Source organism: Sphaerospermopsis sp. LEGE 00249, assembly GCF_014299995.1.
In the GTDB taxonomy this organism is placed as follows: domain Bacteria; phylum Cyanobacteriota; class Cyanobacteriia; order Cyanobacteriales; family Nostocaceae; genus Sphaerospermopsis; species Sphaerospermopsis kisseleviana.
On sequence record NZ_JACJUZ010000013.1, the window covers coordinates 14,103 to 33,509 of the forward strand.

General features: G+C 36.3%; 21 protein-coding genes. 10 read left to right on the forward strand and 11 right to left on the reverse strand.

Annotated features, from left to right (window positions below; genetic code table 11):
* Positions 1–96: 96 nt before the first annotated feature.
* Together H5968_RS06730 and H5968_RS06735 are read right to left on the reverse strand one after the other, a co-directional pair.
* Positions 97–1,593 carry a site-2 protease family protein gene (locus H5968_RS06730; protein WP_096565488.1) on the reverse strand — a complete coding sequence of 499 codons (1,497 nt, stop codon included), beginning with the start codon at positions 1,591–1,593 and terminating at the stop codon, positions 97–99.
* Between the two features lie 615 nt (positions 1,594–2,208).
* Positions 2,209–3,447, reverse strand: a complete 1,239-nt coding sequence (locus H5968_RS06735; RefSeq protein WP_187039307.1) for a lipid-A-disaccharide synthase — start codon at positions 3,445–3,447, stop codon at positions 2,209–2,211.
* Between the two features lie 103 nt (positions 3,448–3,550).
* Between H5968_RS06735 and H5968_RS06740 the strand changes: the two genes are divergently transcribed.
* Positions 3,551–3,724 carry a hypothetical protein gene (locus tag H5968_RS06740; protein WP_187039308.1) on the forward strand — a complete coding sequence of 58 codons (174 nt, stop codon included), beginning with the start codon at positions 3,551–3,553 and terminating at the stop codon, positions 3,722–3,724.
* Here H5968_RS06740 and H5968_RS06745 read toward each other — a convergent pair.
* Both H5968_RS06745 and gatA read right to left on the reverse strand, forming a co-directional pair.
* Positions 3,668–4,342, reverse strand: a complete 675-nt coding sequence (locus tag H5968_RS06745; protein ID WP_137666716.1) for a uracil-DNA glycosylase family protein — start codon at positions 4,340–4,342, stop codon at positions 3,668–3,670. The two genes, H5968_RS06740 and H5968_RS06745, sit on opposite strands and share 57 nt — an antisense overlap.
* Before the next feature lie 266 nt (positions 4,343–4,608).
* Positions 4,609–6,063, reverse strand: a complete 1,455-nt coding sequence (gene gatA, locus H5968_RS06750) for an Asp-tRNA(Asn)/Glu-tRNA(Gln) amidotransferase subunit GatA (protein ID WP_137666714.1) — start codon at positions 6,061–6,063, stop codon at positions 4,609–4,611.
* A gap of 230 nt (positions 6,064–6,293) precedes the next feature.
* On the opposite strand from gatA, the gene H5968_RS06755 reads away from it, so the two are divergent.
* The 3 genes from H5968_RS06755 to H5968_RS06765 all read left to right on the forward strand — a co-directional run bounded on the left by H5968_RS06755 (position 6,294) and on the right by H5968_RS06765 (position 8,441).
* On the forward strand, positions 6,294–6,905 hold the full coding sequence (locus H5968_RS06755) for a hypothetical protein (RefSeq protein WP_187039309.1): 612 nt from the start codon (positions 6,294–6,296) through the stop codon (positions 6,903–6,905).
* Positions 6,906–7,097: 192 nt separating this feature from the next.
* Positions 7,098–7,433 carry a XisI protein gene (locus H5968_RS06760; RefSeq protein WP_187039350.1) on the forward strand — a complete coding sequence of 112 codons (336 nt, stop codon included), beginning with the start codon at positions 7,098–7,100 and terminating at the stop codon, positions 7,431–7,433.
* A 57-nt stretch (positions 7,434–7,490) separates the two neighbouring features.
* On the forward strand, positions 7,491–8,441 hold the full coding sequence (locus H5968_RS06765; protein ID WP_187039310.1) for a DUF4365 domain-containing protein: 951 nt from the start codon (positions 7,491–7,493) through the stop codon (positions 8,439–8,441).
* A gap of 271 nt (positions 8,442–8,712) precedes the next feature.
* Here the strand turns inward: H5968_RS06765 and H5968_RS06770 are convergent, their stop codons facing one another.
* Positions 8,713–9,357: a Uma2 family endonuclease gene (locus H5968_RS06770; protein ID WP_187039311.1), complete on the reverse strand. Its 645-nt coding sequence runs from the start codon at positions 9,355–9,357 to the stop codon at positions 8,713–8,715.
* A gap of 119 nt (positions 9,358–9,476) precedes the next feature.
* Between H5968_RS06770 and H5968_RS06775 the strand changes: the two genes are divergently transcribed.
* The 4 genes from H5968_RS06775 (at position 9,477) to H5968_RS06790 (ending at position 12,462) form a co-directional block, all read left to right on the forward strand.
* The gene (locus tag H5968_RS06775) at positions 9,477–10,832 is read left to right on the forward strand and encodes an OB-fold nucleic acid binding domain-containing protein (RefSeq protein WP_096565501.1); all 1,356 of its coding nucleotides are present in this window, start codon (positions 9,477–9,479) and stop codon (positions 10,830–10,832) included.
* Positions 10,833–10,987: 155 nt separating this feature from the next.
* On the forward strand, positions 10,988–11,332 hold the full coding sequence (locus tag H5968_RS06780; protein WP_187039312.1) for a DUF6464 family protein: 345 nt from the start codon (positions 10,988–10,990) through the stop codon (positions 11,330–11,332).
* A gap of 74 nt (positions 11,333–11,406) precedes the next feature.
* Positions 11,407–11,844 carry an NADAR family protein gene (locus H5968_RS06785; protein WP_187039313.1) on the forward strand — a complete coding sequence of 146 codons (438 nt, stop codon included), beginning with the start codon at positions 11,407–11,409 and terminating at the stop codon, positions 11,842–11,844.
* Positions 11,845–12,159: 315 nt separating this feature from the next.
* Positions 12,160–12,462, forward strand: coding sequence for a hypothetical protein (locus tag H5968_RS06790; RefSeq protein ID WP_096572556.1), 303 nt, complete (start codon positions 12,160–12,162; stop codon positions 12,460–12,462).
* A gap of 55 nt (positions 12,463–12,517) precedes the next feature.
* Here the strand turns inward: H5968_RS06790 and H5968_RS06795 are convergent, their stop codons facing one another.
* Positions 12,518–13,204, reverse strand: a complete 687-nt coding sequence (locus H5968_RS06795) for an HAD family phosphatase (RefSeq protein ID WP_096565507.1) — start codon at positions 13,202–13,204, stop codon at positions 12,518–12,520.
* Between the two features lie 104 nt (positions 13,205–13,308).
* On the opposite strand from H5968_RS06795, the gene H5968_RS06800 reads away from it, so the two are divergent.
* Positions 13,309–14,085 carry a glucosamine-6-phosphate deaminase gene (locus H5968_RS06800; protein WP_187039314.1) on the forward strand — a complete coding sequence of 259 codons (777 nt, stop codon included), beginning with the start codon at positions 13,309–13,311 and terminating at the stop codon, positions 14,083–14,085.
* On the opposite strand, the gene H5968_RS06805 is transcribed toward H5968_RS06800, so the two are convergent.
* The 3 genes from H5968_RS06805 to devC all read right to left on the reverse strand — a co-directional run bounded on the left by H5968_RS06805 (position 14,074) and on the right by devC (position 16,626).
* A complete protein-coding gene (locus tag H5968_RS06805; protein WP_187039315.1) occupies positions 14,074–14,310 on the reverse strand; it encodes a hypothetical protein in 237 nt (78 codons plus the stop codon). The genes H5968_RS06800 and H5968_RS06805 overlap by 12 nt on opposite strands.
* A gap of 287 nt (positions 14,311–14,597) precedes the next feature.
* A complete protein-coding gene (locus H5968_RS06810) occupies positions 14,598–15,287 on the reverse strand; it encodes a DevA family ABC transporter ATP-binding protein (protein ID WP_137666701.1) in 690 nt (229 codons plus the stop codon).
* A 166-nt stretch (positions 15,288–15,453) separates the two neighbouring features.
* Positions 15,454–16,626 carry an ABC transporter permease DevC gene (devC, locus tag H5968_RS06815; RefSeq protein ID WP_096565513.1) on the reverse strand — a complete coding sequence of 391 codons (1,173 nt, stop codon included), beginning with the start codon at positions 16,624–16,626 and terminating at the stop codon, positions 15,454–15,456.
* A 37-nt stretch (positions 16,627–16,663) separates the two neighbouring features.
* Between devC and H5968_RS06820 the strand changes: the two genes are divergently transcribed.
* The gene (locus H5968_RS06820) at positions 16,664–16,933 is read left to right on the forward strand and encodes a hypothetical protein (protein ID WP_187039316.1); all 270 of its coding nucleotides are present in this window, start codon (positions 16,664–16,666) and stop codon (positions 16,931–16,933) included.
* A 1-nt stretch (position 16,934) separates the two neighbouring features.
* Here H5968_RS06820 and H5968_RS06825 read toward each other — a convergent pair whose 3' ends face one another.
* Together H5968_RS06825 and H5968_RS06830 are read right to left on the reverse strand one after the other, a co-directional pair.
* The gene (locus H5968_RS06825) at positions 16,935–18,134 is read right to left on the reverse strand and encodes an ABC exporter membrane fusion protein (RefSeq protein ID WP_187039317.1); all 1,200 of its coding nucleotides are present in this window, start codon (positions 18,132–18,134) and stop codon (positions 16,935–16,937) included.
* 428 nt (positions 18,135–18,562) lie between these two features.
* On the reverse strand, positions 18,563–18,886 hold the full coding sequence (locus H5968_RS06830; RefSeq protein ID WP_187039318.1) for a hypothetical protein: 324 nt from the start codon (positions 18,884–18,886) through the stop codon (positions 18,563–18,565).
* Positions 18,887–19,407 lie beyond the last annotated feature (521 nt).

Below are 19,407 nucleotides of genomic sequence, written 5' to 3' on the forward strand. Positions count from 1 at the left end.
ACCTACCCCTGTGAGATTTTTCTCCCCCCTTATTTTCTCAAATGATTGCCACATCTCATCTTCAACCGCCTTGTCACCCGTTAAGCCAATCACCAATCACCCTATTCCCAACTTTCCAGCCAAAGCGGGAGTTAATGGTAAAAGGGTGCTAACCATTAAAAATAAAGCCAAAAGACCTAAAGCGGCTCTTGCGTCATCGGGTTCAGTAATTTCATTCAAACTGGGGCGTTCTGCATCTCGTTGTAAAAAGAAAATCACTATTGCCCAATAAAAAGCCAAAGTATTACCCAGAGATACCAAAGCTAAAACGATTAAAGTGGCAATTGTCGCTCTTCCTGCGGTTTTACGTCCATAAATTGCCTGAACAACACGCCCCCCGTCTAATTGTCCGGCTGGCATCAGGTTTAAAGCTGTAATTACCAACCCTAACCAACCAACTATCACCAAAGGATGAACATTCACCAAAGGCGCTTGTAAAGCCGAACCTAGCACAACTCGCGCCAAACTACCGACTAAAATTGAACCTTGAAAAAACTTATTGGGTAATTGAAATAAACTACCAGGGTGGGAAAGTAACAACCCTGTCACCAACATGATCAAAGAGATAATACCGCCAAAAGCAGGACCAGCTAAAGCAATATCAAATAACGCTTTGCGGTTGGGTAAGAGAGACTGAAAACGGGTAATTGCTCCAAAAGAGCCTATTTGCACCGCTGGGAGGAAAAAAGGCCAAGTTAGGCGGACTTGGTGTTTACGTGCTAATAACCAATGTCCAATTTCGTGAGCGATCAAAATTGTAAAAATTCCCAACCCTATGGGTAAAGCTTCCGAAACTCTTGATGGGTTGGCAAATAAATCAAAATTCAGCAGTAAACCCGCAGCTTCCAAACTGGTGGCGATAGTTGCTACTAATAAAATTACAGCAAATGCTTTTTGCGATAACTGCATTGGTTTAGGATCAGTGCGACTCGGTAGCACAATCATCACTGGTTTACCATCTGTATTTTCTACTAAAAAAAGACGATATTTATCACCTAATCGCTCTTGCAATCTTTGGGTGAGACGGTTGTGAACTTGTTCTGCATCTCCCCGCAAGTTACCTTTAAAAATCGCTCCCTCTTGATAGGGTATGGTTTCTGTGGCAAAAAATGTATCAATACCGAAAATACCTTTGATGGTATTTAAATCTTCTTCCGGGATGGTGATGGTTTCCAGTTTTACTTCTGCTACCACTACAGGTTGATCAGAATTTTCCGGTGTGGTTTGTGCTTCTAAAGCTTCGTTGGCAAGTCTTTCAGTTGCCTTAGCTTTGATAATGGCATCTTGGCCAGCTTGGCGTAATTGTCTACCTAAGAAGATGTATATTCCTGTGGAAAGCACTAGCAATAACAATACACCTGCTATATTGATATAAATGCCCGCAGCAAACAAACCAAAAAATACCAGCCAGGGAGCCATTAATACTACAGACTGTAACCAGGCTAAGATACCCAGCTTACCAAAAGGTCTGGCACGATAAAAGCCCCAACCCAAAATGCCGAAAGCGACTAGCACTACAGCCGCTATGATAGGAGTTTCTGATGAAGTTAACATTGCTCAACCTTTGCTAATCTATAACGCAAATAGGAGTCTACCCAAATAATGTAGTGCTGTTATTTGGGAATATTCAACTAAATTGACAAATTTAATATTTTATGATATTATCCACTATTTTCCTATCATTGTTTATGGTATTTTCTGGATGAGAAATCCTGGGTATTAAAGTTTCTCCACTTGATTGAATTTCTGGATTGAATTTCTGGCAGTGTATAACCAAGTAAGTTGGTAGTTTTTTGATTGGCGTAAACATTGCGTTTTTCTTCTAGATCAAAAATATCAATATGTTATGTTAGCTGAGGGATGAGGTAAAATTTTAGCGATCGCATTTTTGAAAAAGAAACTCAAATGTAACTAAGCTTATTGCATTATTTTTTTCACCTATTTGCCAAAAAAACTCTGATTAGAGAAGATTTTATAAAATTGCATATTCAAAATAATTGAACATAACTAACCACCTGTCACCTAGCTTTCACAGATAACTTTTTCAGCAAACCCTAGTTATTTTCTCTGGTTTGACGATTTCATTGGTTATCTTTTTGATAACTGATTGCACACCTTGAATTAAAAGTTAAATCATACTACTTTTTGAAGTGCGGAATGTGGGTTTTATCATCTTACAATAATGTCCTTCACTAAACCTGCTAACTTTTGTGCAGCACCACCTTCACCCCTAGCACTGCGTAATTTATCTTTAATTGCTGCTAACTTTTCAGGATTTTCTAACAAATCTAAAACCATTTCTCCCACAGTGTCCGGTTGCAATTTTCCCACTAATTCCGGTACAATTTCACTTTGCGCCCAAATATTAGGCCAAGCTAATAAACCTTTATTTCTCAGAAACCACCAATTAATTAATTTAGCAAAACCAGAACCTAAACCCGGTAAATTTGCTAATAAACCTGGTAAACCATCCCAAGAACGCATTGCATCTAATTGTTGAGTAGGTAATAATACAATCATTGGTATTCCCAAAGCGCCTAATTCTGCGGTATTTGCTCCTACTGTAGTTAGACAAATTGCACATTGAGATAATAAATGATAAGCAGGGTTTTCTTGTTTTAATTCTACTGTTAAACCTGTATAAGTTTGCAGAGAATTATCTATTAAAGATGCACCGTTAAAACCGAAAGCTTGAGTAAATTCGTTTTTTTCAGGATTGGCAAAACTGGCTAATGTTGGTAAATCTAAAGTTGGTGCAACAGGAATAAAAAACTTTGTTTCTGGTTTTTTAGAGTGAATATATTCAGCAATAGCTAAAGTTAAAGGTACCCCTTGAGTTAACTTAGCTTTTTTTGAACCTGGTAAAATTCCAATCAATTCAATTTTAGATTTTGGATTTTGGTTTTTGGATGTGATATCATCTTGTTTAGCAGCTTCTAACATTAAATCACCGACAACGGTAAATTTATGTGCATATTGAGGTGAGACATTTTTGATCACTTGGGGTTTCATCACTCCAAAACAGTCTATAAAATTATGCCAACGTGCTTCCCATTCTGCATAAACTACGGTTTTATATCCTAATTTTTTACCAATGATGACAGGAAAAATTTGATCTCCTCCCAAAAATACAACTACACCTTTTTTTCTCCAGTCCCAATTTTCGGCTGTTTTTCCTGTTAATAAAAACTGCCAAAAATGCTCAGGTGCTTGCACTCTATTTACCTCTGGATAGGAACTAGCTATACTTACTTCTCTACCACTAGCATGAGGACAAGGTGATAAAATCACAGAAATTCGCACTTGAGAAATATCATATCCTAATTGTTCTCTTAATGCTTTAACGACAGGACGCACCCAAGTTGTAACTTCCCCTGGTCCATTAGAAAGAATGAGAATATCAATCATATTTTTTTGAATAGTTATTTAATTTGTTATGGTTGGTAATTGGTAATTGGTAATTGGTAATTGGTAATTGGTAATTGGTAATTGGTAATTGGTAAAAATAAAATTGATTACCCAGTCACCAGTCACCAGTCACCAGTCACCAGTCACCAGTCACCAGTCACCAGTCACCAGTCACCAGTCACCAGTCACCAGTCACCAGTCACCAGTCACCAGTCCCCAGTCACCCAGTCACCTCATCATATTTAGCTTTAACAGCTTGTATATCTTGCCACATTAACCATTTTGGTGAGCCTTTTTCCCTGGAAGAATTACGTAACAAATAGGAAGGGTGAAAAATAGGCATACATAAACGCCCTTCCCAGTCTATCCACTGTCCGCGAATTTTCGTAATTCCTTGTTTATTACCTGTAATTCCTTTAACAGCAGTAGCACCTGTTAATAAAATGATTTTTGGATCAACTAAGCGAATTTGTTCTAATAAATAAGGTTTACAAGCGGCCATTTCTTCCGGGGTGGGAACTCGGTTTTCCGGTGGACGGCATTTTACTATATTACAGATGTATACATCATGCTCCGTACTCAAATTTACAGATGCCAAAATTTTATCTAACAATTGCCCAGACTTACCCACAAATGGTAAACCAGTTTCATCTTCATTTTGTCCTGGACCTTCCCCAATAATCATGATTTTAGCTTGGGGGTTTCCCCTTCCCACTACAGCATGAGTGCGATTTTCACCCAACTCACAACGATGGCAATTTTGACAATGTGGTGTTAATTCCGTCAAACTTGTATAAGTTCCTGACGGAATGGGAATTTTTGCATCTGTAGGAATCAAGTCTTTTTGATTAAAGTTTGATTCGTTAAAAAGGCTAAGTTGGGTATCGCTGTTCATGAAAATTGGGGCTTTGGGTGGGCTATTTCTAAGAGGTTGTCTTAAAAGTTTTCGGCGAATATAATATAGCCTCCGGCACGCCTGACGGCGAACGCTACTACACAAGCAAAGTCCACCTGCGTGGACTAACGAAAAATTAAGGATTTGAAACCTGCGTAGGCAGGTTTTGTCTGTGTAGATGTGATTTCTAATCGCCCAAGTTAGACTTTTCAAACATCCTCTTAGAAAATTTGGGGATCTTGTTGTTCATAAATCATTTAGGATTGCTATATTTTCGCTGTTTGCAAATGCCAATCTGTTGATTGTTCGTAAGCATAAGCTACTTGGAAAAGTTGATCTTCTCTTAATACTTTACCAATTAATTGTAATCCAATTGGCAAACCTTTGCTGTCAAAACCACAAGGTACACTAATTCCAGGTAAACCGGCAAGGTTCACAGGAATTGTCATTAAATCATTCAAGTACATACTTAAAGGATCGGTGATTTTTTCCCCGGCTTTAAATGCTGTGGTGGGTGCGGTGGGAGTGACTAAAACATCAACTTGAGCAAAGGCATTTTCAAAGTCTTCTTTGATTAATGTGCGGACTTTTTGCGCTTTTAAATAATAAGCGTCATAATAACCGGCACTGAGGGCATAAGTACCAATCATAATCCGGCGTTTGACTTCTGTACCAAATCCCATTGCACGGGTGCGGGTGTACATTGATAATAAGTTATCTGCATCTTCCACACGTGCGCCGTATTTTACACCATCATAACGGGCAAGGTTGGCTGATGCTTCTGATGGGGCAATAATGTAATAACTAGGAACACCATAACGGAAACGAGGACAGGAAATTTGTTGAACTTCCGCGCCTAAACTTTCTAGTTGGGCGATCGCCTTATTTACTGCTGCTTCAACTTCTGGATCTAAACCTTCACCAAAGGTTTCTTTAATCACGCCAATCTTTAATTTTTTCCCTTTTAAATCTGGTGTTAAATTGGCAGTGTAATCAGGAATTTCTACTTTTAAACTGGTGGAGTCTTGGGGATCGTAACCTGCGATCGCATTTAATAAAATCGCTGCATCTTCCACACTTCTGCCAAAAGGTCCAATTTGATCCAAAGATGAAGCATAAGCTACCAACCCATAACGGGAAACTAACCCATAAGTCGGTTTCATCCCCACCACACCGCAAAAAGAAGCCGGTTGACGAATAGAACCCCCAGTGTCAGAACCAAGAGAAACTACACATTCTTCCGCCGCAACCGCAGCAGCAGAACCACCGGAAGAACCACCGGGAACTCTGGCAATATCCCAAGGGTTAGCAGTAGTTTGATAAGCGGAGTTTTCTGTGGAACTACCCATTGCAAACTCATCTAAGTTGGTTTTACCAACCATTACCGCCCCAGCATCAGCAAGTTTTTGGGTGACAGTAGACTCATAAGGTGGGATAAAATTTTCCAGAATTTTAGAAGCGCAGGTGGTGCGAATGCCCTTGGTACACATATTATCTTTAATACCGATGGGAATCCCTGCTAAGATACCGATTTCTTCCCCAGCAGCGATTTTTGCATCCACAGCGCGAGCTTGTTCTAGTGCCTGTTGTGCAGTGACAGCCAAGAAACTGTGCAGTTTTGGTTCTAGTGCTTCAATGCGGTTTAAGGATTCTTGGGTGATTTCAACGGCTGAACGTTCTTTTTTTACTAGCTGTTTGTGCAACTCGTTAATGGATGCCATAAATAATTTTTCTCTTTATCATTCAAGTCATTGATTTTAGCATTTACAGGTGTGAGGGTGGTGTTTTGTTGGTTGGTGGGGTTATGGCACGCAGAGGCGCAAAGGCGCAAAGAGGGGTTTGAGGGGTGGGGGATATTAAAAATCTTATCTGTTTGTGTTTATATATTGGTGATATATACGGAATATTTGAGTATAATAATAATTAACTTTATTACACTGTGTGACAAGTAATGAGTCGAGAAAGTAAGCATAGATTTGAGGTTTGGTCACAACTTTGGCTATCTCATGAAGATCGAGATCGCATACAAGATTTTTTTACTTCAGAGATCGGTGTCAAACCACGGTTTGTTGTTAAAAATATGCACATTACTGTTTACCATGCACGTCGAATGCTTCCTGATCTGAAGCCTTGTCTGGAAAATGTAGAAGTTTTTCTTGATGCTAATGATACTCGATTTATGGTAATGGCACCAGGTGGTGAAAATCCAAGAGATTATCTTAATCCAGGAAGGCGTAAAGTGGGGGTAAGAATTCATAGGCAGAGTATAATTCGGCAGGTAATCCTGGAATTCAGAGCAAGACTAACCAAACTAGAAACAAAAAGAGTATTAGGGGCTAGATTACCTAGCTCTCATAATCGTAATGCCTTTGGAGCTAGACACTTTCAACCGCATATGACTCTCTTATGGGCTGGAAGTGGAATAGATCACGATCTCACAAAAATTGGAGTACCATTCAGGAAAATGCTTGGAACATTAAAGTTTGATAAATTCAGTATAGAGATCAAAGATTTAGATTTGACGAATATATCGAAAGATAAAAACATGATTGTATCTGAATAATTGAACTGCTTTTTACTGATGGTGGACTTTTAATACAAAGCGAAAATGTGAATTTACTTGTTTTCAACGCTGAAGATAAGCTGATGTGCAGCTAAACTGTATAATTAAACAACCTGAAGTTACAGTAGCACAAGCATCTTGCTTGTATTAATTATTCAAGTTAAAGGCACAACAGCTTAAGAGGATAATTCAATTGATACCTTAGATAATCATCGGCGGATTATTAAGGAAGTTTTAATACCTCATACACAAATTCCTTATTCTTATGGTGTGATTGAATGTAAAACAGTTTTTGATGAAAAAAATGATAGTTATTTATTAATTACTTTGGGTTGGCAGGATCATAAAAGGATTCATGGTTGTTTGGTGCATTTGGATATTATTGATGGGAAGATATGGGTACAACGAGATGATACTGAAGATGGTGTTACTTATGAGTTAGAAGCGGCAGGAGTTCCTACAGATAAAATTGTTTTAGGTTTTCATCCGCAAAATATTAGACAGCATAGGGGTTATGCTGTGATCTAAATCATCACGCTAGATACTAACTCAAATTACAATAGCTATAAAATTTATAATACCGTGATGAACAAGTTACCAAAACGTACAAATTCTCAGAGAATTGGACAAAGTGCGGCTGACCTCCTCAAATCAGTTTTTACTAAATTTTGCATTGTTATTCCTGTTCCTCAAGAACTTGATCTTGGCATTGATTTTATATGTGAAATTATGCAGGAAGAGTATCCAACTGGAAAATTATTTAATATACAATGCAAAGGTACAGAAGAAGCTGAATCCAAAGGTTCTTCAATTTCAATTCCTATTGAAGTAACTACTCTTAATTATTGGTTGCTTCAGAAAAATCCCACATTCTTGATTTTTGTTGACTGTCAAAATTATATTTTTTATTGGTCTTTTCCAAAAGAATTTCTTACTTCACTTAATAAAAACTGGCAAAAACAAAAGACAGTATCTATCCCAGTTTACCGTCAAAACTATTTTGACCAAGGTATAAACTCTTTACCAGATCAATTATTGTCAATAGTTGATTTAGAGGCTTCTGTTACTCCTAAGCATGGAAATTATCTGGGAACTTTAACACTTGCCGATGCTATAGACAGAGCTATTAATTCTGGATTGGATATACTAAATGCTCCCTTATATCGTCCTTTCCAGTATATTGGAATGTCCATCACTGATGCCGCAAAAGCAGTTGGAGGAAAGCCTAATGAAAATGGTAATATTATCATAGAATCTGATCAATCTTATATGCTGTTGGAAGCAGAAGGAAACTTTATCAGCTATGTAGATGTTAAACTTAAAAAGACTGCGCCTTGGAGTCCAAACCGCCCATTTGATTCTGAACAAATCTTAGGTGTGCTTAGTATTAATCCATCCGAGTTAGAATTAGTCCGCAGACGGACAGACTATTACACCTATTATGACCATAAGAGGAAGTTAAAAATTTGTATATCCTGCGAATATGAAGGCGCACCTGTATCAGTGGGATTTGGTAGTAAGTATTATAAAATGTAAGCCATAAAATTATGATTGCTTGAAAATCAAAATCATTGCAACTTAGTTTTATGCGATCGCTCCTCTTTTCACTTGAGTTAAATAAAGCAACCTATGATAGATGTGTTACAGTCGTCTAAAGACGACTTTTGTTAAGCTGTTACACAGCTAAATTGTATAATCCTAACATTCTGAACTCTTGTTTAACAGGCAAGATGCCTGTTCCACTTATACAAATTAAATGCACAACAGCTTATGAGACTCCAAATTCATTTGGAGGCATTTTTAAAACTCAAGATAATTCCGATTTAATCCCCTCATTTAAAGTCTTCAAAACCTGCTGCATATCTCCACCTAACAAAGCCGGAACATTCAACCATAAACCCGGAAATTCTCCACTTTTAATAATTCCCTCTGCATCCGGTTTCATTTCTATATATTTACTATCTTCCAACACAAACCAATCCATTTCTTGATCAAAAGTTCGCCAAACTATATACTCTTTTACACCATTCCGTTGATAAACTCGTTTCTTATCATGGAGATCATAGGAAACGGTACTGGCGGCAATTTCTACTATTAGTTCTGGCGCACCGGCAATATAACCATCATCATCAATTATGGCATTCCCATCTACTCTAAATAACACTACATCGGGTTGTGGTTCGTTGTCATTATCAAGGCGGACAGTGGGTTCAACACCCAACTCAATCACACCAACAGCAGTTTTGTAAGTCCATAACCAACCTATTAAGTCGCCATGTGGTTTAGCATGGGGTGTAAAGCGTAAAGGAGAAGCCACGTATACAATACCTTCTATTAATTCAGCTTTTTTGACATCGGGTGTCGCAGTATAACGACGTTCAAACTCTGCACGATCCAGGCGATCGCCATTTTCCAACAATGGTAAATTCGGGGGAGATTTAGCAATAGTCATGGTGTTGAAAAACTCTTCTAATCTACACTATAACAATCTGCAATCATTCATCAGAAAAGTCTGCTTTTAGTTCTAGCTTGATCATGCCATAATAGAACAAATTATCACAGCTAAGTAATATGGTTAAAGTAGTTTCCCGTCAATACGTAGGTGAAGCCAATGTTTATGATATTGGTGTTGAGAAAGATCATAATTTCGCCATTAAAAATGGTTTCATTGCCTCTAATTGTTTCAACAAATCCCACTCTACAGCTTACGGTTATGTCACTTATCAAACAGCATATTTAAAAGCTAATTATCCATTAGAATATATGGCAGCACTGTTAACCGCTAACAGTGGTGATACAGATAAAGTGCAGAAATATCTGAACAACTGCACAACTATGGGAATTGAAATTGATCCGCCGGATATTAATCGCTCAGGTTTGGATTTTACCCCCGCAGATAATAAGATTTTATTTGGATTTTCGGCAGTGCGAAATGTGGGACAAAATGCGATCGCCTGTATTTTAGAAGCAAGAACCGAAGGAGGAGTATTTAAATCTCTGGCTGATTTTTGCGATCGCATTGATTTACGTGCTGTTAACCGCCGTACTTTAGAATCATTGATTCAATGTGGAGCTTTTGACAAAATAGAACCTAACCGCCATCAATTGATTAAAGATTTAGAATTAGTCTATGAATGGGCGCAATCCCGTGCTAAAGATAGAGCCATTGGGCAAGGAAATCTCTTTGATTTGATGGGGGGAGGATTTGGTAATAATGGTAATCCAACAACAACTAACAATGGTTTTGAATCTGCACCTAAAGCTGAAACAGTTTTAGATTATCCCCCACAGGAAAAGTTGCGGATGGAAAAAGAATTATTAGGTTTTTATGTATCCGCCCATCCTCTGAAACATATTAAACAATCATCTTCTTTGCTCTCACCAATTAATTTGGCACAGTTGGGAGAACAAAAAGATAAAACATTGATTTGTGCAGTTGTTATGCTCAATCACGTGAAAAAAGTGATGACTAAAAAAGGTGAGCAAATGGCAATTTTACAAATAGAAGATTTAACAACAGCATCAGAAGCAGTGGTTTTTCCTAAAATTTATGAACGAGTTAATTCACTATTGGAAATAGATACCAGATTAATCATTTGGGGAAAAGTAGACAAACGAGATGAACAAACTCAATTTATTGTTGAAGATGCCGAACAAGTTGAAAAAGTGCAGATGGTAGTAGTGGAATTAAATCCACAGGAAGCTGCTGATATTGAAGTCAAGCGTCATTTAAGTTCAATTTTAACAGAACAATCAGGTGACAATAATCAAGCAAAAGTTCCTGTAATTGGTATTATTCAGGCAGGAAATTCTCGTCAACTGGTGCGTTTTGGTAAGAAATATTGGGTACAAGATTCTTTCTTAACTATGCAATCTTTAAGAAATGCTCACTTCTCTGCTCATGTAAAACAATTGACGGATACTTAGTAAGTATTCAGCTATCAGTAATCAGTTAGCTGAATACTTACGTTTTGCTGATAGCTACAACTTATGTGATTTGTGATAACATTTCCAGTCAGAGACTGGCAACGAGATAAATGAGATTTGAGAAAAAATCAATGTCAAAATGAGGTAAACTAAAAATGTTCAAAACAATACTGTTGCTTTTCATTGGTTTTTTGCCGTCTCTATGGTCCTTGTGGGTACTTGGCAAAAACCAGCAACGGACAAGCGCACGGAGGAGACAAGTAACTCTTAACTATTCCCAGATAGAATCATATATAAGACCAGTTCCAGACGATTGCGCCGAACATATCGACGAAGGCGATCGCTATTATTTAGAAGGTGTAGGCTATTTAATAGGTGATATTAGTTGTAAATTTAATGCTCGATCTGGTTACGTCCGTTGTGCTGTCAACCCTAGTGGACCTTGTCAAAACTGCCGTCACTATGAACCTAGAGAGTTAACCAGTAGCAAGCAAATTTAACTATACAACAATATAATATAAAATTATTGCATTCTCAATATGAAAAAAAGAATCATTTTACAGGGATATTTTTCATGACAATCTACTTTTATCATACTCGTGAACAATATGGTTGTTTTTCTAACTTTTCACCACATGGATTTGCATTAGATAATTTATATTGGTTTACAAGTGAACATTACTTTCAAGCACAAAAGTTTATTGGTACAACACATTTAGAAAAAATTCGTCTTGTTAAAACACCCAAAGAAGCTGCAAAAATGGGTAGGCAAAGAAGTCGTCCCTTGCGTTCAGATTGGGAACAGGTGAAAGATGATATCATGCGAAAAGCGGTGTTATGTAAATTTTCCACCCATGCAGATATTAGGGAAATTTTGTTGTCCACAGGTAATGAGGAAATAGTAGAAAACTCACCGATAGATTATTATTGGGGTTGTGGATCTGATGGTAGTGGTAAAAATATGCTGGGCAAAATTTTAATGGAAGTCAGGGAAATCATCCGACTGAACTAAAACTTAACTAAATACTCAGACTAGAAATATTGCTGAATTTCAATTAAAATTTTCGTAAAATCTTATTATCATCAATTTTTATCCTAGTTAATGGCTAAAATAGGTATTGTAGAGGTTTTATTTGGGATTCATAAAAATTCAAGTCACTATCTGTGGATTAGGAGTTAAATTACTATGGCATTCCTAAATATTATATGAATTATGAATTATGTGAGAAAATCTATTACTTGTTGTCCGTTACCTGCATCGAAAAATAAGTATGGCTAGACCATGCAAAATACTACAAATGAAACACAAATGAAAGAGGATTGCGATATGACTACATTACAAAAAACAAAGAAATATTACAAATGGTCTTGGGATGTATCACTTGGGGGTGAATATGATTCTTGGGGTCGTAGTACGTACTTTATGGAAATTGATAGTGATTTATATGCCCGTAGACAAATAGAAGTTTATGAAAATGGTAATGTATTATTCTATGATAAAAGCCATTCATCCGATGATTATGGAATGCTATGCGATAAAAAATTAGATGATAAGGATATTGAGGAATTTGAAATTTCCGAGGCAGAATTTGAACAAATATGGCAAAGTAAAACCCCTATTAATAAATAGGAGTTAGAAGTTAGGAGTTAAGGGAATTACCTGTATTAAAAATCTGAAAAATTCATCAAAATGTAGATGATAACTGACCTAAATTGACTGTTATCGAGGAATTAAGGAAAGTCCATAGACGCAAATCAGTAAAATCGGGAATGTCCATGAATGTCCCCATATTTTGTAAGACTTGGGGATCATGGGTAGAAGCGATACCAATAGTGGGGATATTAGCAGCAACAGCAGCACGAATACCAGAAGGAGAATCTTCTAAAGCAATAGCTTGTTCTGCTGTAATTCCTAACTTATTGAGAGCAACTTTGTAGGGTTCAGGATCGGGTTTACCTGCTAGACAATCATCTGCTAAAACAATAGTATGGAAAACTTCTTTAATTCCCAGAACTTCCAACATAAATTCCGCATTTAACTGGGGAGCATTGGTTACTAATGCGCGTTTGATTTGATGTGTTTTGGTCCATTCTATAAGTTCAGCAAAACCAGCTAGGGGTTGCAGGTGGGAAGCACTGTGACGGAAAAGAGCTTCTTTTTCATCTGCAAATTTTTCACCTGCTGCTGATGATAAATGTGGTAAAATATCCTTGACAATTTCTGGGTTAATTCTGCCACTAATGCGGGATTTGTAGAAAGTTTCATCAATTTCGATGCTGTGATTTAACAGCATTTCTCTCCAAGCTTGGTAATGTATAGGATCAGTATTGACAATAGTTCCATCTAGATCAAAGAGAATTGCTGTCAGCATGATTTTTTTGCTAAAATGTAAACAACTATTAAGTTAATTTACTTAGTTTAGCGTAAATGAGTCCATAAAATCCCCACATTCTTTTTTTATCTTGTCAATAAATTATGAATACTGCTACAACATCTTTTCATGTCGATGATCTCCTGGTGCAGATTTATAAATCGGAAACAGAAATGGCGCAGGATGTTGCTGAAATTGTACAGAAGTATCTATATAAACTGCTGCAAGAACAGGAGACAATTGCTTTATTATTAGCTACAGGAAATTCTCAACTTAAATTTTTGGATGCTTTAATTACTTTAGGTGGGATAGATTGGTCAAAGATAACTTTATTTCACCTTGATGAATATTTAGGAATTAATGCTGATCATCCTGCAAGTTTCCGGTATTATTTGCGGGAGCGTGTAGAAAAACGGGTATTTCCAAAGCAATTTTACTATATAGAAGGGGATGCTTTAGAACCTGTTGGGGAGTGCGATCGCTATACCAAATTATTAAAAGCTCAACCCATTGATTTGTGTCTTCTTGGTGTGGGAGAAAATGGACATTTAGCTTTTAATGATCCCGCAGTTGCTAATTTTGAAGATGCTGCTAGTGTCAAATTAGTAAAACTAGATCAAGTTAACCGTCAGCAACAAGTGAAAACCGGATATTTTCCCAACTTAGAAAGCGTTCCCCAGTATGCTTTTACTGTAACCATACCTATGATTTGTGCAGCTAAAAAAATTATTTGTTTAGCACCAGAAACACGCAAAGCCAAAATAGTTAAAGAGATATTACATGAGTCAATTAACACAAATTGCCCAGCTTCTATTTTGCGAACACAACCACAAGCCGTATTATGTTTAGATGTAAATTCTGCTAGTTTACTATCTTCTTAAACTGCTGAATTTTGTCTTTTGTTGCAGATATTGTTGATGTAATTTCCAACTAGAGAAGCAACTTTCTAAATATGGACAATCTTCACATTTCATTTCTTTTCCAGGATTTTGACATCCACAGGGAAGATTTACAAAACATTCATCAGGATGTTTAGGAAGCCATGACTTTCTAAATATAAAATATAAAGTTGCTTCTTGTAAGCAAATAAGTAAATCTTGCACCATAATACAATTAATTGTGAATCTAAAATGTGAATTGTCTAATGTGAATTTCAAATGTAAATTGACAATTTAAAAGATAAGTAGGTCAGTGGATAGATACCCGAATTCTCCAATAATTCGGGTATCTGACCATTTCCTATACTTTACATAAATTACTTTACATAAATGGTAAAATTATTACCTCATTCTCAAAGTAGAGATTTTATCCACCAAAAGACATAATTTAAACCTGAAAATTTCCTCATTCTTGTAGAGACATTATCGTTGAAATTCTTTACTCATTGAAAGAGTTATGAAACTTGTTTAATTAACTTACCATCTTCCATGTGAATGATTCGATCAGCAATATCTAAAATGCGGTTATCATGTGTCACCATTAAAATCGCACAATGTTGTTCCCGTGCTAATTCTTGCATCAAATTAACAACATCTCGACCTGTTTTACTATCTAAAGCTGCGGTAGGTTCATCAGCTAAAACTAATTTAGGATGACTAACTAAAGCACGAGCAATAGCAACTCTTTGTTTTTGTCCACCAGATAAATCAGATGGATAATAATTAATGCGATCGCCTAATTTTACAGCATGAAGCATGGCTTCTGATTGCATTCTACCTTCCCATTCAGAAATGTTTGGTTGTAACTCTAAAGACATTTGCACATTTTGTCTAGCTGTTAAAAAATCAAGTAAATTATGAGCTTGAAAAATATAACCTATTTGGCGACGGACTTGCACTAATTTATTATTTCCTGCTCCACATAATTCTTCTCCAATAAATTTTAAACTTCCCTTTTGTACAGAACGCAAACCGCCAATCAAAGTTAATAAAGTAGTCTTTCCTGAACCAGAAGGACCAGTCATAATGACAATTTCACCAGATTTAATTGATAAATTAATGTCAAATAATATCTGATTTTTTAATTTGCTTGTACCAAAGTATTGATTGAGGTTACTAATTTCTAAAATTGCGTTTGATTCCATAAAATCCATAATATTATATGGGTTGATCAAAGTAACTATTCAGAATCCAGACTAGCGAAAAATAACATATTTTCCAGTCTAACTAGATAATTATCATAAGCTCTGAAAGCTTTCTTTCTATTCCTGGTTTCACCAGCAATCTGACTCCTGACTCCTGAAATATTAATTAGAAAATTTCTGCTGGATCTAATTTGCGTAATTTATTGGTAGAGAAAAATCCTGAAGTTAAACACATGACAATAGCAGAAATTAACACTATTAATGCTTTGTTCATATCCATAGTAATGGGTAACTGAGTTGCGTTTTTGGCAATATCATAAAGTCCCAAGGATATAGCAAAACCGGGAATATAACCCAAAGCTGCTAAAATTAAAGCCTGTTGAAAAACCACCCGTAAGAGATATTTATTTTTAAAACCCATTGCTTTAAGAGTAGCAAATTCAACGAAATGGGTAGATATATTACTATAAAGAATTTGATAAACAACAATTACCCCAACCACAAAACCCATGATCACCATCAAGTTAAATACAAATCCAATCGGTGTTCTTAAAGTCCAATAACTTTTTTCAAATTCAATAAATTCTTTACGAGTCATAACGATAACATCTTTGGGTAACTTAGCTGATAAATTTGTCAAAACTTTTTTGGAATCAGCACCAGGTTGGAGGTGAATTAAACCTATGTCTATGTCATCCACATCTCGCCCAGCAAATATTCGCATAAAAGTAGAAGAACCAACAATTAAATTACCATCAACTCCAAAGGAAGGACCGAGACTAAATAAACCACTAACTTTAACTCTGTAACCTACTAAACCTGTATAACTAAATATTTCCATAGTCACAGGTTTATTTTGCTGATAATATTCAGCAATTGGTCCAAATTCTGGACGTGAAGCACGGTCAAAAAATACTTGATCAGGTATTTGCAGTGACTGAAAATCATCTTGCAGTTCTGGTAATTTAAAGATTGATTTTACTGGATCAAATCCTAATACATAGATAGGATACTTACGCCCATTAATGGGATTTTTGAACTTAGCAAACTGTACATATAAAGGATCAACTGCTGACACATCTGCAAAACCTAAAGTTTGATATAAACGACTGCGAGGAAAACTTTGATTAGAAGTTAAAGACCTATATTGGGCGCTAATTAAAAATAAGTCTCCTTGCAGATTTTTATGCAATTGTGTAGCACTAGCATACAAAGCGTCTTGAAAACCGATTTGCATAAACATCAAAACAGCAACAAAAGCAATTCCAGCTAAAGCTACAAAAAAGCGAACTCTTTGTTTAGCTAATTGTAGCCAAGCTAGAGGTATATTCAAAATCATATTTAAAACCTCTAAAATTATACATTAGAATGATTAAATGTCAGCAGTCAGCTTTTTAATTGTTAAAGATTCTGACTCCTTTACGGGCGTTCGCGAAGCGTGCTGGAAGCATCAGCATTCGGGCGAACAATTATCAATTTTTATCACAGGTTATTTTCCTGTAAGGGCGAAGCATTCGGGCGAACAATTATCAATTTTTATCACAGGTTATTTTCCTGTAAGGGCGAAGCATTCGGGCGAACAATTATCAATTTTTATCACAGGTTATTTTCCGAATGCTTCGCCCCTACGACTCCTGAATTATTAGCTTATATTTTGATCATTACCTCAACCTGTAAGTTAGTTAAAGCTGCGACTTTTTGGTTGTCTTTTGGGTCATTAATACGAATTTTGACATCAACTATTTTGTTGTCTGTATCAGCACCGGGATTATTATTAAAGATATTTTGTTTACCAACTTGCAAACCAATGTCTGTAACTGTGCCTTGAATTTTTCCTGTAAAAGCATCAGCAGTAATTTCCACAGACTGACCTAAACGCACTTTTTTAATATCAGTTTCGTAGACTTCTGCGACTACATACATTTGTTGAGTATTACCTAATTCAGCAATGCCATTACTACCAATTATTTCTCCTGGCCAAGCATTAATTTTTAACACTTGTCCATCTATTGGTGAACGGATAGAACTTAAATCTAGTTCTGCTTGAGCTTGTTTAACAGATGCTTTGGCAATTTCAACATCTGCTTTCGCTGCTTGCACATCGGTAGGACGAACTTCGGCAATACTATCAAGTCTAGCTTGGGATTCATTTAACTGTTTTTGCAACGTTTCTACAGTTCGATTTAAGGCAGCTTTGGCTTCATTTAATTGTTGTTGTACAGTATCCTTGCGTAAGCGTTTAGTATCAGCATCTGAAGCAGAAATAGCACCATCTTGATATAATTTCTGATATCTTTGATTTTCTGTTTCTGCATTATTTAATTCAGCTTCTAAACGAGCAATTGTTGCTTTTTGTGCAGAAGTTTCACCCCTTAACTCAGCTTCTAAACGAGCAATTGTTGCTTTTTGGGCATAAATATCACCTTTTTTTGCTCCAGCTTCTACTTTTTTCAGATTAGCTTCAGCAACTTGTACTTGTCGTTTAGCTTTTTCTAAAGCTGCTAGATTAGGAGCGTAACTATCAAGAATTGCTAATACTTTTCCTTCACGAACTTCATCACCTTTTTTTACCAAAAGTTTAGCTACTCTTACACCCCCCAATTGTGTACCTGGAGCAGACAAACGAATAATTTCTCCTTGAGGTTCTAAACGTCCTAAAGCAGCAACAGCAGTCACTATTGGACTAGGACTGCTGATAGGAACTGGTTCGTTTGATTTAGATTTGGAATTAAAACGTGAAAGACTGTAAAAATATACTACGCCAGTAGCTACAACTGTAGTCATTGCCAAAGTTATTGACAACCAATTTACAGGGTTTGCGAATGACTGCTTTTCTTTGTGTACCATAATTATGCCTTTAATTATGCCCTTAATTATGTTTTTGAATTGGCAATTAGCACGTTGTTTTTCCCCTCATGGGGTTAATAGAAGCTGCTATCTCGATCAATAAAATCAATCAAAGAGATAGCGCAGTACACTTGATAGCATTCCCTGATAATGTTGGTGCAACTTAACCTCAGCATTCAGTTGTCAGCAGTCAGCTTTGTAACGGTTACGCTAATAATTACTTTTTGATAATCAACCAATTGATCAAACATTCTGACTCCTGACTCCTGACTCCTAAATCCTGAATTCTTATGTTTTTTGTGGTTATTAATATTTGATAAATTGGGTAAAGATAGAGCTAGGAAGATGGATATATATCCATCAATTCCTTAGCTGTATCGGCTGTGAGCAGAGCTATTTAGTATTTTCTGCACCTGTAAAGTGCATGGTTATTTGTTGAGCATCACTTCTGTTTTCTTTTTCATAATCGCCAAGTATTCACTGCGAGTTCCATCCACACGATAATGATCACAAATTTGGCACAATTTAAGGATATCCAAGCGGCTGAATACTTTTTGATGTTCAATTCCGTTGTCGTTGCGCCACCGCCAAAAAGTTGTTCTATCAATTCGGCGATCGCTCTCTGGCCATCTACGTCGTGATAGAAATTCTACCAATTCATCTTCATAAAAAGAGTAGCCTTTTGGTAATTTCAGCAGTTCTTCTCTCAACTCATTTAGCGGTATGAGTGGATCTAATTCAGATAGTCTCATGCCAGCAAGCCCTTATAGTTTCTTGTAATTACCATTTTGCAGAAATCTACACACAATCTACACACAATCTACACACAATCTGGTTAAATCGCATGAATTTTTACTGCAATACTGGGCGGTTAAGAGTAGATAGATTGATGAATTAATAAAGTGAATTTATATATTCACTCCACCTAAATTCTGGATCTACCCACTACGTTAAACGAACAGCATGGATTTACATTTACATCATTCAATCACACACAATAAACTGATTAATGATCAATTTCAAGTCCTATGCAACAAATTTATTCAAGAAAATTTGCACGTAGCTTGACAGATTGAAAATTCATCAATATAGTTGATTTGCATTTGATACTTAAATACCTAATTTAAACGCTTTTCTAGTCAAAAAAATGATTAGTCTCATACTTTAGATATAGCCGTTAGTTATTAAAATTACAGATGTTTTTCTCTTCTGATAAAATATAGCTTCATCAATTATTAAAGACGTTGGTAATTTAAATATTATTTAAAACTTA

Coding starts and splice junctions, on each gene's coding strand:
- H5968_RS06730 (WP_096565488.1), bottom strand. CDS start 1,593: ATGTTAACTTCATCAGAAACTCCTATCATAGCGGCTGTAGTGCTAGTC.
- H5968_RS06735 (WP_187039307.1), bottom strand. CDS start 3,447: ATGATTGATATTCTCATTCTTTCTAATGGACCAGGGGAAGTTACAACT.
- H5968_RS06745 (WP_137666716.1), bottom strand. CDS start 4,342: ATGAACAGCGATACCCAACTTAGCCTTTTTAACGAATCAAACTTTAAT.
- gatA (WP_137666714.1), bottom strand. CDS start 6,063: ATGGCATCCATTAACGAGTTGCACAAACAGCTAGTAAAAAAAGAACGT.
- H5968_RS06755 (WP_187039309.1), top strand. CDS start 6,294: ATGAGTCGAGAAAGTAAGCATAGATTTGAGGTTTGGTCACAACTTTGG.
- H5968_RS06765 (WP_187039310.1), top strand. CDS start 7,491: ATGAACAAGTTACCAAAACGTACAAATTCTCAGAGAATTGGACAAAGT.
- H5968_RS06770 (WP_187039311.1), bottom strand. CDS start 9,357: ATGACTATTGCTAAATCTCCCCCGAATTTACCATTGTTGGAAAATGGC.
- H5968_RS06775 (WP_096565501.1), top strand. CDS start 9,477: ATGGTTAAAGTAGTTTCCCGTCAATACGTAGGTGAAGCCAATGTTTAT.
- H5968_RS06780 (WP_187039312.1), top strand. CDS start 10,988: ATGTTCAAAACAATACTGTTGCTTTTCATTGGTTTTTTGCCGTCTCTA.
- H5968_RS06785 (WP_187039313.1), top strand. CDS start 11,407: ATGACAATCTACTTTTATCATACTCGTGAACAATATGGTTGTTTTTCT.
- H5968_RS06790 (WP_096572556.1), top strand. CDS start 12,160: ATGACTACATTACAAAAAACAAAGAAATATTACAAATGGTCTTGGGAT.
- H5968_RS06795 (WP_096565507.1), bottom strand. CDS start 13,204: ATGCTGACAGCAATTCTCTTTGATCTAGATGGAACTATTGTCAATACT.
- H5968_RS06800 (WP_187039314.1), top strand. CDS start 13,309: ATGAATACTGCTACAACATCTTTTCATGTCGATGATCTCCTGGTGCAG.
- H5968_RS06805 (WP_187039315.1), bottom strand. CDS start 14,310: ATGGTGCAAGATTTACTTATTTGCTTACAAGAAGCAACTTTATATTTT.
- H5968_RS06810 (WP_137666701.1), bottom strand. CDS start 15,287: ATGGAATCAAACGCAATTTTAGAAATTAGTAACCTCAATCAATACTTT.
- devC (WP_096565513.1), bottom strand. CDS start 16,626: ATGATTTTGAATATACCTCTAGCTTGGCTACAATTAGCTAAACAAAGA.
- H5968_RS06820 (WP_187039316.1), top strand. CDS start 16,664: ATGTCAGCAGTCAGCTTTTTAATTGTTAAAGATTCTGACTCCTTTACG.
- H5968_RS06825 (WP_187039317.1), bottom strand. CDS start 18,134: ATGGTACACAAAGAAAAGCAGTCATTCGCAAACCCTGTAAATTGGTTG.
- H5968_RS06830 (WP_187039318.1), bottom strand. CDS start 18,886: ATGAGACTATCTGAATTAGATCCACTCATACCGCTAAATGAGTTGAGA.